General features: G+C 48.1%; 9 protein-coding genes, 1 pseudogene and 1 riboswitch. Of the genes and pseudogenes, 2 read left to right on the forward strand and 8 right to left on the reverse strand.

Going from position 1 to position 12,743, the window contains the following annotated elements; translation table 11 throughout:
• Positions 1-308: 308 nt before the first annotated feature.
• Both BBR47_RS31915 and BBR47_RS24405 read left to right on the forward strand, forming a co-directional pair.
• A pseudogene (locus BBR47_RS31915) lies at positions 309-725 on the forward strand (DUF4280 domain-containing protein); the annotation flags it as partial.
• 825 nt (positions 726-1,550) lie between these two features.
• On the forward strand, positions 1,551-2,060 hold the full coding sequence (locus BBR47_RS24405; RefSeq protein ID WP_015893112.1) for a hypothetical protein: 510 nt from the start codon (positions 1,551-1,553) through the stop codon (positions 2,058-2,060).
• Between the two features lie 462 nt (positions 2,061-2,522).
• On the opposite strand, the gene BBR47_RS24410 is transcribed toward BBR47_RS24405, so the two are convergent.
• The 8 genes from BBR47_RS24410 to BBR47_RS24445 all read right to left on the reverse strand — a co-directional run bounded on the left by BBR47_RS24410 (position 2,523) and on the right by BBR47_RS24445 (position 12,727).
• Entirely contained in the window at positions 2,523-3,707 is a 1,185-nt protein-coding gene (locus BBR47_RS24410) for an MFS transporter (RefSeq protein WP_015893114.1), read from the reverse strand.
• A 28-nt stretch (positions 3,708-3,735) separates the two neighbouring features.
• A complete protein-coding gene (locus tag BBR47_RS24415; protein WP_015893115.1) occupies positions 3,736-5,820 on the reverse strand; it encodes an ABC transporter ATP-binding protein in 2,085 nt (694 codons plus the stop codon).
• 19 nt (positions 5,821-5,839) lie between these two features.
• Entirely contained in the window at positions 5,840-7,582 is a 1,743-nt protein-coding gene (locus BBR47_RS24420) for an ABC transporter ATP-binding protein (RefSeq protein WP_015893116.1), read from the reverse strand.
• A gap of 135 nt (positions 7,583-7,717) precedes the next feature.
• The gene (locus BBR47_RS24425) at positions 7,718-8,293 is read right to left on the reverse strand and encodes a GNAT family N-acetyltransferase (protein WP_015893117.1); all 576 of its coding nucleotides are present in this window, start codon (positions 8,291-8,293) and stop codon (positions 7,718-7,720) included.
• 98 nt (positions 8,294-8,391) lie between these two features.
• The gene (mtnA, locus tag BBR47_RS24430) at positions 8,392-9,432 is read right to left on the reverse strand and encodes an S-methyl-5-thioribose-1-phosphate isomerase (RefSeq protein WP_015893118.1); all 1,041 of its coding nucleotides are present in this window, start codon (positions 9,430-9,432) and stop codon (positions 8,392-8,394) included.
• A complete protein-coding gene (mtnK, locus tag BBR47_RS24435; RefSeq protein WP_015893119.1) occupies positions 9,429-10,658 on the reverse strand; it encodes an S-methyl-5-thioribose kinase in 1,230 nt (409 codons plus the stop codon). Before mtnK ends, mtnA begins: the two co-directional genes overlap by 4 nt.
• Positions 10,659-10,791: 133 nt before the next feature.
• Positions 10,792-10,937: riboswitch (SAM riboswitch) on the reverse strand.
• 96 nt (positions 10,938-11,033) lie between these two features.
• Positions 11,034-12,209 carry an anti-sigma factor gene (locus BBR47_RS24440; RefSeq protein ID WP_015893120.1) on the reverse strand — a complete coding sequence of 392 codons (1,176 nt, stop codon included), beginning with the start codon at positions 12,207-12,209 and terminating at the stop codon, positions 11,034-11,036.
• Positions 12,209-12,727, reverse strand: coding sequence for a sigma-70 family RNA polymerase sigma factor (locus BBR47_RS24445; RefSeq protein WP_041749629.1), 519 nt, complete (start codon positions 12,725-12,727; stop codon positions 12,209-12,211). Before BBR47_RS24445 ends, BBR47_RS24440 begins: the two co-directional genes overlap by 1 nt.
• Positions 12,728-12,743: the final 16 nt, after the last annotated feature.

The raw sequence follows: 12,743 nt of genomic DNA on the forward strand, positions 1-12,743 counted from the left end.
AAAAGCACCCCCTAGAATTACATCGGATTAACCTAGGGGTTTTTTCCAATGTCTATTCTAAGGGGTGCACTTCAATTTTTGGGGATAGGGTCGTCTTTTGTATGTTCCATTCAATACTCCTATCCAAGTACCTATAGATGCACGGTGCATTCGAGACTTTCTATCTATTGTTTGTCACTACTTCACATCCTATATCTCAATGTATGGGCATTTTTCCCTTTATTTATATAGATTGGATATCAGTCATTCATCTTTCAACACAAGCATCTTCCATCTGTATAGGAATCTGCCTGTGAGGAGGAGACTGCATGCCCAATATTGAAGATATCACCGTCCAAAAATCGAATGCGGAACGCAAGAGTTACGTGGTTGTTGGTGCCATTCTATCATGTAGCAACGGCAGTAAGGTAAGTCGGTTAAAAATGCCGTTCAGTCATGGTGTTTTTGTAAAAGGGAAGCCCCAAATGAACATCATGGATTTTGTTCCCAATGTAAACATCATGGCTTTCGGAAAATGCAGTAGCTTAAAAAATCCCGTAGTCGCTTCTGCCACAGCAGCCAACAATGGTGTACTTACACCTATGCCGTGCACACCTCTGACGACAATGCCATGGATCGATGGCAAAGCGGACAAAGTGGTCGGAGACTATCCGGCATTGCTGAACAAATCAACCAATATGTGCTTCCATTGTGGACTGATCAAGATTGAAGATGATGGGCAGGATTTGGGTGGGGTGACGATAGGAGTTCAGTCGCTAGCACAAAGCGGGTCGACAGAATCCGGTTTTGGACAAGGACCAGCTTGCGAGAAGCCACAGGAAAAGCCAACTATGTGGGATAACTTCGTGAAAGGAATCTCCAAGTTGGGAGACGTTCCTGCTGCGATGCAAAAGGCGACAAGTGAGCTACCAGGGGCTTTGGAGAAAGCCGCAAATGATTTGCCGAAGGGTTTGCAGAAGGCGGCTGAGGATTTGCCCAAGGGCGTCAATCTGTTTGTCCAAGAAGGCTTCATAGAACCAATACAGGAAGATTTAGATACGCTGCAGGATGAGGACATCAACCTTGAGGATGCGCTTGCAATCAGTGGGCTTGCCATGCAAGCTCTGACTTTGGGAAGAAGTAAATCCATTAAGGATTTAGTGAGTGCTTTAAGGAAGGGAAAGAAGGCAACGGGTAAACCTCCAGTTCCTACAAAAACCGGTGGGGGGAGCGATCCAAATAATTTTGTAAATGAGCATGCGAAAAAACATATATACGATCCTAGTAAACCTTCCACAAAGAATAGATCCCAGTATGGTAAGGATGTTGATGTAAAAGAGTTGAGAAGGGAAACCATGACCAATCCAGATAAAGCTTATACAAATTGGCCCAATCCTAATAATCCAAATCCAAATAAAATAACGAAATATTATAAGGAATTTGACGGGAATATAAGCACACCTGACACACCGACAGGAAGTCACAGGGTCTTCGAAAATTTAGATAATCCGAAAAATAGTTCCCATTTTCCTCATGTTCCTAGAAATAAAGAATAGAAAGCAGGTACACAAATGACTATGTTTCTATATCATGCAATATTGCCTGAAGATCATGATCACCATGTTTCAATCGAAGAAATTATGGGTCGAGGGATAAACTATTCAACAAAATCTAATAACTGGTATGGGAATGGTGGGGAGATTAAATCTCAGATAGCTGATATGTTAAAACCTCTTAATGCTCCTATCTGGGTGAACTTTCAGACAGCTATAGGAGTAAACTTAGAGCCTCACAAGCCTAAATCGTTTTACTTTCCTATCTTTACTGATAAAATTCTAGTTTTTGATGGGAATATTACAATGAATATATATGACCAATCATTCTATGAAGATAATAAATTCACCTTTGAAGAAGCGTTGGATTTTGATACTGGTGAATCTCTTGAGCATTGGATCAAATTGTATTGGAATAGTATGATGACACTTGAAGAGTACTTGTTAAAAAAACCTTATCTAAAACCAGAAGTGTTGGTTTTTGAGTCAATACCTAAAGAGGTCATAGGCGTATGTGAAAATTCGTAAATATGTGCACCTGCATGCTCTTCAAATCTATAGGAGTTTTGGAAAAAAGGCTTATCGAATACCAAATAAGCTCAATCGCATTTTTTGTAAAGAAAAAGGTACAGTCTCCTCATCTTTTGTGAGGGACTGTACCTTTCTCAGATCAACCGATCCTTTTTTGTAGCCTCTTTGTCAGTTGCTATGGCTGCGAAGTTGCATTTGTAGTGGCAGGTGCAGGTGCAGACGGTTTCGGAGCCTGGCCGTCATCTGAGAAAAACGGGATGATTACCAGACTGAGCACGAAAAATAAGATCCAGGCAATGCCTCTTCTGAAAATGCAAGGTGTCAGCATTGGGTAACCCCTTCCAATCATGCTGTTCTACTTACTATTCATACGCTTCCCTCCTTGATGCCCGTTTATGCTTTTTTGGGCAAAAAATAAAAGCCTCGCCAAAAACTTGGCGAAGCTTATCCTCCTTGTTTTTACCCCTGTTTTTGCAACGGCATTGAATACGTCTGTTCCTGGGTTGCTTTTTGCTTGAAAAACAGGCAAGCTGCCGCGAAAACAATGAGCAGCGATCCCATCAGCCAAAAGATCGTCCACGGCTCCCACACGTCCATCAGCAGACCATTCACATTCGGAGCCAAAATACTGGCGACACCAAAATTGACGCCTGCGATAATTCCTGCGGTAGGAACCATCGAGGCTGGTAATATATCTGCCGAAAAAGCCAATCCCAGCGAGTAAAAGGAACCGACAGCCGCTCCTGCTATGGCCAACAACAGCATCATCAGCCATACGTTTTCGCCTGCAAACGGGAACAGGAAGAAAGCCAATCCCCCTACAAGCGCACACACGAGCATGACCTGCTTGCGTCCGACTCGGTCACTCAATGCCCCCAGCGGCATCTGCAAGATAATGCTTCCCACGACAAACGACGGAAGGATCAAGGAAACCCATTCAACAGACAAGCCGGTACGCAAGGCATAAACGGGAAAACTGCCGTTGAGTGACGTCTCCATGAATCCGTACAAAAACGAAGGAATCAGCGCCAGCCAGGCAAGTCGCAATACAAATGCATATTTGTTTTGCTTCTTTTCTGTTTGTTCAATCTGTGCGGGGAATTCATTTTTGATCCGGGATAATAATAAGAAGGCAATCAGATAGAGAACGAGCAAACCGCCAAAAGGTACCCAAATCCCCAAGTGCAGCACGCTTAAGCCTAGTGGACCAACACTAAAGCCCACTCCATATGCCAACCCGTAAATGGAAAGATCACGTCCACGATTCTCGGGAGCTGCGATCTTGGTCACCCACATTTGGCTGGCGTAATGTAAACCACTATCGCCCACACCCATCAATAAACGTAATACGAACCAGACCGCCAAATGACTGAACATCGGGATGAGTGCTGTTGCAATCGTCACCAACAGCAATCCACATAATATCGTTGCCCGGTATCCAATGCGCCGCAGTGGGATTTCCAAAAATGGATTGACCATGACCATCCCAATATACAAGGCAGCAGCATTGAGCCCGTTCATCACGGATGAAACCCCTTGTTTCTCCAATAAAACCGTCAGCATCGGGATCGTCAAGCCTTGGCTTACCCCCGCAATACCGACAGCCAAAATCAACACCCAAAAGGTGTAACGTGACTGTGACATGGTGTTGTTTCTCCTCCCTAGCCCCCTATTAAGCACTCTCTACGGAAGCACTCCCCTGCTGAAGCTGATACATTTTTTGATAAAGACCATTTTGCGCCATGAGTTCATCATGGGTACCTCTTTCCATGATTTCACCTCGGGACAAGACAAGAATCTGGTCCGCGTGTTGAATCGTCGACAAGCGATGTGCAATGATGAATGTCGTCCTACCTTTTGATAGTACATGCAACGCTTCCTGAATGGCTAGCTCTGTTTCACTGTCAATGCTTGCCGTTGCTTCATCCAAGATCAGCATCGCAGGATCAGCAGCCAATGCCCGCGCAAAAGAGATCAATTGGCGTTGACCTGCGGATAGTGTCATGCCTCGCTCGACGACCGGTTCGTCATATGCACCCGGCAGTTTGGAGATGAATTCGTCAGCACGTACCGCTTTTGCAGCCCGTTTCACTTCTTCATCCGTAATCGTATTCTTGTACATACGAATATTGAATCCAATGCTTCCCGTAAACAAGAACGGGTCCTGCAAAACGAGGCCGACATGACTGCGCAATGAGTGCGTATCAACCTGTCTCATATCTTGTCCGTCGATTAAAATGCTCCCTTTCGTCACCGGATAGAACCCGAGCAGCAAATTCATCAAGGAGCTTTTTCCCGATCCGGTGTGCCCTACCAGCGCAATCGTTTGACCAGGCTGCGCCGTAAAGGAGACGTTTTTCAAAACGTAATCATCACCCTGATAGGCAAAAGAAACGTTATCAAAGACAACCTCACCACGCGGACGCTCGATTTGCGCACCAGCTTCTTTTTTCTCCGGCAGCTCATCCATAATTTCAAAGACGCGTCCCGCCGAAATAGTCGCCTGCTGCATTTGCGACAACCGATTCATGATCATGTTGATCGGTTCGAAAAAACGCCCCATATAATCGACAAATGCAAAAAGCGCACCGAAGGAAATCGCACTGTGGAAAGATGTAGAGCCGTAATACCAGACGATCAGGGTCAAGGAAATTTTCCAGATCAAATCTACCGCTGGGCGCAAAAGCAAGGATTCCAGATTGATTTCTTTCATCCGCACCTTGAAGTAGTCTTCGTTTACATCAGCAAACTCCTTTTGTACACCTTGCTCCCGACGAAAAGCCTGCACAATCGTCATGTTCTGGATCATTTCATTGATCGTTGTGTTCATATCACCGAGCTTCGCGCGAATCACTGCATAGTAGCGAGAGCTGTACCTTTGATACACGTAGACTAACAGTACGAGCACTGGCACCGTCAAAAAGCAGAAGAGGGCGAGCTCAGGCTGCAAGAGGTAGAGCGCGATCAAGATTCCAATCAAATAAAGACCGTTCTGTACAAATGTGGCGAGCACACTTACATACAGCTCACGGATGGCTTCTGTATCATTGCTCACACGGGAGACAAGCGCACCTACTGGCGTTTTGTCAAAAAAGGCAACCGGGAGCTTTTGTAAATGGATAAACAGCTTCATCCGCATTTGCTGAATGATGCGCTGTGCGATCTTTTGCAGCCACAAAATCTGTACGTAGTTGAAACCAGCTGAGAGCAAGATCAGTGCCCCATAACCTACAGACAGCCAGACAATAGGCAGGACATCCCCTTGGTACATCGCCTTGACTTCCTCTGCGGTTAGCCGAATCCCTGTGGAGGTCATCTCTTGACCTGATTGATCCTTCGTTGTTACCTCGAAGCGTTCCCTGCCGTTTTCTGGCGCAATCGGGGTGAATTTCTTCTCCGTATTCGGATTCACCTTGCCAGAAACCAAGTAATAAGTCGTGCCTTCTGTCAGCACAGTTACTTCTTTTGGATTGCTCCTGTCCAAAGCAAGTCCTGTCTTTGCAGCGACATCTTCACGAATATAGTTCGTACCGTTCACTGAGGCGACTTGCCCCGCTGCTTGTGGTGGCACTTCGTCCAGTTGATACCAAGGCTTTTGGATCGCCAGGATGTGATTATCAATCATGACCTTGGCTAAAAAAGGCCCCGCCAGCTCTGCACTCGTTCCCAGCAAGAGCAGGAACAATGCGCCTAGTATTTGCTTTTGAAATGGCCTGGCGTACTCGGTCAAACGCCCCCATACATTTTGTTTGCTCATGAAACGTTTTCCCCCTCTCTCAACCAGCCACATCATGCTCCATTTGCTGACGACGGTACTGCTCTGCATACCAGCCGTTGCGGTGCATCAGCTCGTCATGTGTCCCCTGCTCGACGATCCGCCCCTCATCCAGCACGAGAATCAGCTGTGCGTGCTGTACGGCAGACAGACGATGAGCAGTAATAATGGTCGTTTTATCCGCGCGCTCCTGTCGCAGATGACGAAGGATACTCTCCTCTGTCCGCGCGTCCACAGCCGATAGTGAATCGTCGAGAATCAGAATCCCCGCATCCATCAAAAGAGCGCGTGCAATAGAAATCCGCTGTTTTTGCCCCCCAGAGAGGGTGACCCCCTTCTCTCCAACCATGGTTTGCAAGCCCTCTCTGAATTGGGCCAAATCTCTCTTCATCTCCGCAAGCTCCAGCGCATGCATCACTTCCTCGGTCGTCGCTTGTGGTTTCCCGAATGCAACATTTTCGGCAATCGTCCGTGAAAACAGCAAATGCTCCTGAGGCACATAGCCGATTTTTTCCCGCAGCGTATCAAAAGCGAGTCCTTCGATCGGGATGCCCCCGATTAACAGGACTTGTTCCTTCATCTGATATTGATGCAACAAGGCACGACACAACGTCGACTTGCCGCTTCCCGTCCTCCCGACAATCCCAAGCGTCTCTCCTTCACCCAAACGAAACGAGATGTCGGTGAGTGCTGGCTTGTCAGTGCCTGGATACGTAAAAGAAAAATGGCGTGCTTCTACGGTATTGGCGATTTGGCTCGTGACTGGATTCGCTGCTTCCGTCACATCTGGCTGCTCCACCATTAGCTCTGTAAAGCGTTTGTGGGATGCGCCACCGCGCTGCAACACATTAACCAGCCAACCAAAAGCGAACATCGGCCAAATTAAAAGTCCCAGGTATAAATTGAACGCAACCAAATCCCCTAAGGAGATAGCGCTAGTGAACACCAAATACGTGCCATAGCCCAGCCCGATCAAAAAGCTGAAGCCAATAATAATCGCGATCGTCGGCTCAAACAGCGCGTCAATCCGTGAAACGCTCACATTTCGCTCCAACGTTTTTTCACTGACCCGGCGATATGCCTCAATATCGGCCTTTTCCTGAACAAATGCTCTCAATACCCGAACGCCCGATACGGATTGTTGAACATGATCATTCATCTCTCCGAAGGCTTCCTGTGCCAAGTAAAAGCGATCATGCAGCAGCTTTCCATAGTACGCCGTTGACCAAGCCAAAAACGGCATCGGGATCAGCGCAGCCAGCGTCAGCTTCCAATCAATCGCGGTCACCATGACGCCTAGCGTTAACACGGTCATGAACAACGCATCGACAAGCGTAAGCACCCCTGTACTCGCTGTTTGTTCAATGGCGGGAATGTCATTGGTAGCCACGGCCATCAGATCACCACTGCGTTTGCGATGAAAAAACGACGGGGTCATTCTGGTCAAATGGGCAAACAGTCGCTCGCGAAGTGTTCGCTCCAGAATCAAGGCTCCCCCATTTAACAAGTACCGCCAGAGAAACCGCAACCCATACAAGCTCACGCCCAATACGAGCAAGATGACCACTGTTTGCGTCAAGTCAGCGTCCGTCAGGGAACTGTTGCGAATCGAATCGACCGTATCCCCGATTAATTTCGGCGGCCATAGCATGAGAACATCGATGACAAACAGCACAGAGATTCCAATGACGTATCTCTTCCAATAGGCACGAAAAAACCAAGATAATTGCCGAAGTGTCTGCATGTAAATCACCTCTATTTATTTAGACCTAACAGCACGACTAAAAAAGGGCTTGCGAATCACGCGCAGCCCTCTTGATCTGTCTTCACCATCGTAATTTACAGAATTTTCATTGTCAATCAATGCATACAGTTCAATCTAAGATTTTTTATCGGTTTTCCAGTCAAGCCATTCCTCTTTTAGCAGGCTGTAAGTGGCATGATCCACGTAATGATCGTAAAGGAATTCATTCCGGCGAAGTATCCCTTCCAGTTGAAACCCTAATCGTTCCGGGATCGATCTGCTCTTGTGGTTTTCCGTAGCAGCCTGAATCGTTACTTTTTCCAAATCCCATGACCCGAAGATCAACACGTCCAAGTAGGTCGCCACTGCTTCTGTCATCAGGCCCTTTCCCTGAAATTGCGCACCCAGCCAATAGCCAATGGACGTCTTTTTGTTGATCCAATCCACTGTATGTACGCCGACTGTACCAGCCAAACGTCCTTGGTACCAAATACCGTAGTGGATGCCGCGATTATCGTTGTACTGATGAATCGTCGCTTGGATGAATTGGCGAGAATCCTCTACCTTCTTCGTATAATTCAGCCACGGCAGCCATTCCATAAGATTCTCCCGGTTCGAATCCGTAAGCAAAAATAACTGCTCAGCATCAGCTAATTCTAACTGTTTCAAGTACGTATCTTCATTGATGGCTATCTGTTGGATCGTTTGCATACGAATCTCCCCTTTTCTTGGATATTTTACTGGAAAACGCCAAAATGAGCAAAAAGCGCCCGCCAGCAACAATAGGCGAACGCATATAAAAATGTCTTTTATTTTTTGCTATTGCCGATCTCTTCCGGCTTGAAAATGCCTGTCTCGGTAACGATCGCTGTAATGTACTTCGCAGGCGTTACATCGAACGCAGGATTGTACACCTTGATATCGTCTGGAGCTACCTGTTTGCCCAAGCCATGGGTAATTTCCTCGGCTGGACGCTCTTCAATCGGAATATCTGCGCCTGTCGGTGTGTCCAAATCGACGGAGGACAAGGGAGCTGCCACGTAAAAAGGAATGCCGTGAGCTTTTGCCAATACCGCTACCCCATACGTACCGATTTTGTTGGCGACATCGCCGTTCGCTGCTACGCGGTCTGTCCCCACGATGACAGCCTCTACTTTTCCTTGGGACATGACCATCGCCGCCATGTTGTCGCAGATCAGCGTCACATCAATCCCTGCTTGCTGCAATTCGAATGCAGTAAGACGAGCGCCTTGGAGAACAGGACGGGTTTCATCCGCGTACACCTTCAGGTTCCAACCGCGTTCCTTTGCCAAATAAAAGGGAGCAGTAGCCGTACCGTACGCTGCTGTAGCCAATGCCCCTGGGTTACAGTGCGTGAGAATTCCCATACCGTCATGCAACAGAGTGAGCAGATTCTCCCCGATGGTCCGGCATACTTCAGCGTCTTCCTTTTGAATCGCCAGTGCTTCATCGAGTACTGCCGCCTTCAACTCGGCAATCGACGCACCGCTTTCTTTTTCAACACGAGCCTTAATGCGATCCAATGCCCAGAACAGATTCACTGCTGTCGGACGGGACGAGCCCAGGTAGTCTGCCTGCTGGTTCAATTCCTGCCAAAACTCGTCGTAGTTACTCGCTTCACTGCCACGAATGCCCAGGTAGAGCCCGTAAGCTGCCGCCATGCCAATGGCTGGTGCGCCACGCACTTCCAAGCGTCGGATGGAACCCCAGACTTGCTCGGAGGTGGTCAAGTTCAAATAGATTGTTTCTACTGGCAGACGCGTCTGGTCAAGCAAGACCAATGCGTCATTCTCCCACTTTACAGGTGCCAATTGAGTGCTGGTTGTCATACTGTTGTAGCCTCCTGGTAGTAGCGTTCAGTTATTGTGCGTACGATGTCCGTGATATCTGTCGATTCCTCGATGCCGCTGCGACCGAGAATCAGCGCTTCTCCAATCGAGAGAGCCAGACGCTCTGCTTCTGCGCGAGTCTGGTCGTCTTCGATGGCATTCAGGTCCGCTACGCCTGCCAAGCCAATGACACGACGCAAGATTTTGCATCCGGCATAGCCTGCTGTATCCTGAATCAGGCGCTTCACGTAGCTTTGCCACAGTCCTTCGACATGGGCGCTGCGCTCTTTGGCGTGCTTGTGCCAGAGTTGAACGAATTGTGAAACGAATTCATTCCAGACATCCTCGACTGTTTCCAGTAAGTATTCGCGGTACGCTTCCCGTTCTCCTTGATCTTTTTGCAGACCGTGCTGTCCTGCGTAGTTGAGCAGCAGATTGGCAATAATCGCCCCAATGTCAAAGCCGATTGGGCCGTAGTAAGCGAACTCTGGATCGATTGCTTTTAGGCTGTTTTCCGTGATGAAAATACTTCCGGTATGCAAGTCACCATGCAGCAGCGCCTCCGAGCGCGTAAGGAAATCGTATTTCAGCTTGGCGATTTCCAGCTTCAGCGGCCTGTTGTTCCAGATCGCCTCGACTTCGCGGCGGATCAACGGGTTGAAGTCGTTGGTAGGCGCATTTTCATACGGATCAGTAAAGACGAGATCTTCTGTGATTTTGCATAATTCTGGATTTATGAATGTTCCGACTAGCGTTTTTTTATCGTATGGATGTGCGCCCAGATCGGATGTGAAGAATAACGTTTGCGCGAGAAAACGGCCAATCTGCTTCGCAAATAGCGGATACCGCTTTCCTTCGATCAACCCTTTGCGCATGATGATATGGTCCCCGACGTTTTCCATGACGGTCAACGCAAGTTCCCCATCGAAATGATACACCTGTGGCACCAGGTCTGGAACGTATTTGTGCTGAATCCGGAGTGCCTCGCTCTCGATGCGAGCCCGATCAATCGTAAGCGGCCAAGATTCCCCCACAACGCGAGCAAAAGGCAGTGCTTGCTTGACAATGACGCTCTTACCGGTTGCTGGCTCTTGAATGTCAAAAACCAGATTGAGGTTGCCATCCCCGATTTCTCGGCTGGTCAGCTCTGCTCCTTCGCTAAAAAGACCCGGTATTCCTTTTACGTACTCCACTGCTTCCTGTTCAGTCAATGCGCGATATGCCATGATTCCAAAACTCCCCTCTACTTATTTTTCCTCTATCTCTACTTGTTTTGTTTGTGTCATGAGAGCAAAAAAGACCTCTTTTCCCGAAGAAAAGAGGTCGCTGTCGTCACGTGTAAGAACCGTGTTGATGTCCCCCTTATCTTCCAGACCACTTTTGTTTCTGCAGGAATTAGCACCGTGCATGTCGCCTGTTAATCAGTCGCTTTCTCGCGTCTGAATGGCGTCATGTCGGTTGCCGGGTATCATCGGGCCAGTCCCTCCACCTTCTCTGGATAAGGTATCCAAAACGTATTCGGTTTTTGATTTAGTTTGAATCATACAACCAACGCTTCCACGATGTCAACACCCTTTTGTGCAAAAATTCGCACCTTGCTATCAATAGCTGTATTGTGTTCCGGATGCCTCAGGTCGCTCCCAATTCCACCAGTCTACCTTGCCTAAAAACGCTGCTGTTATCGACTTTTCTGCCTTGAGCTTCAGCAGTTCTTTCGTAGGTCCGGTGAGGACGGCTCCGTAGATGCGAACCCCGTATTTCTGTATGTGACTGTATCGCTCTGCAATCTGTAGATCTCTGCCAGGGAGTAAGGATCTTCCGATATCACGAGCCAGTTCCTCTTGCTCTGACAAATAACTCATCTCCTCCAGATAGTTTGCGATTACTCTGTCCCCATCCCCTTTTTTATATACACCACCGTAATCCATTTCTCGCTGGGCAAATCCCCACACTTCCCCGGAACCAAAAAGCACATCTCCGCTTTCAGCTTGCTTGAGCTCTACCCCTGTATCTATTGCAAGCCAGACTGTATCTTGACCTGAAGAGGTAACATGGCGGGTAACCAGCTTATAATACTCCTCGTACGTCAGAAAGTGGTCAAAAGATATCGCAAGCTGCGAAACCGTTCCTTCGGGCAGCTTCTCCATTGTCGTCCAGGCAGCTGAGGTGAGAGACATGGTATCCTCCGTTTCCTCCTCTGCCGGATAACGGAAAAACAACTTTTGCTCCCTGACCCCGTTCGTCCATTGCGGCTTGGCATTCACATTCCACAGCACATTCGTACTCTCAAAACGACCCGCATTCTTTTCCTCTCCCCCAACCCGCTCGCTTAGTTCCATGCTGATGTTTCCGTACAGCAATCCGACCTGTGAACCACTCCCCCCCACTCTCACACCTGGCTGAGTAAAATTGACCATCGACTTCGCAACGCGGAACAGGTCTTCATGCATCAGCGACCCAACCCAGCCATTCAAAATCAGCAGCACAACTCCCGCCAGAAAGGGAAGCCCTATGGTGAATCCTGCGTTGGACAACCGATTTTTCCATTTCCCCCGGCGAACAATGGCACGCTGTTTTTCAGCTGACAGTGTTTCAGACTGTTTGGTTTTCTCGTTGTCCTCTTCTGTTTCTTCCCCCAACAAAAGCCTTTCCAATCGCTGTGCGTACTCTTCGTCAGCGGCTATTTCTTCCTCGAATTGTTTCGAATCCTCTGCCGTCATTTCTCCACGCAAATAAGCAAGCAACCTTTGCTCGCGTTGATTCTTCTCCGTGTTCATCACTTGCTTTCCTCCCTCCACAACTGCCGCATCTTTTGTCGTCCCCGAAACAAGGAGCGCTTGACGTCTGCCAGCTCGATTCCGAGTACCTCTGCCATTTCCGCGTAGGAAAACTGCATGGCGGACAATAAAATGACCTGTCTCTGCTTTTCCGGAAGTTTCTCCAAATAGTCGTAGGCCACTTCCCATAGCTCCTGATTCACGACATGCTCTGCCGGATCAACCGCCAAATGATCAGGTCGCTCTGGCAAGGCTTCTACAAACACAAATCGTTGTTTCGTCTTCTTGCGATAACCATCCACGAAAGCGTGATAGGCCACCTTGAACAGCCAGGGCCGTACTTTTTCCCCATGGTAGTCGTCCAAGGAAGAGAAGGCGCGACAAAAGGTTTCCTGTGTCAAATCCTCTGCCAGCCTCTCATCTCGTGTCAGCCGGAAAAGATAGCGGTAAATATCGTTTACATGCAGCTGGTACACATCCTCCAGACCTACTTTCCCAAGCCGTTCACACCCTTTCACCCCTTACCACGAAGGA

Source organism: Brevibacillus brevis NBRC 100599 (assembly GCF_000010165.1).
Lineage (GTDB): Bacteria > Bacillota > Bacilli > Brevibacillales > Brevibacillaceae > Brevibacillus > Brevibacillus brevis_D.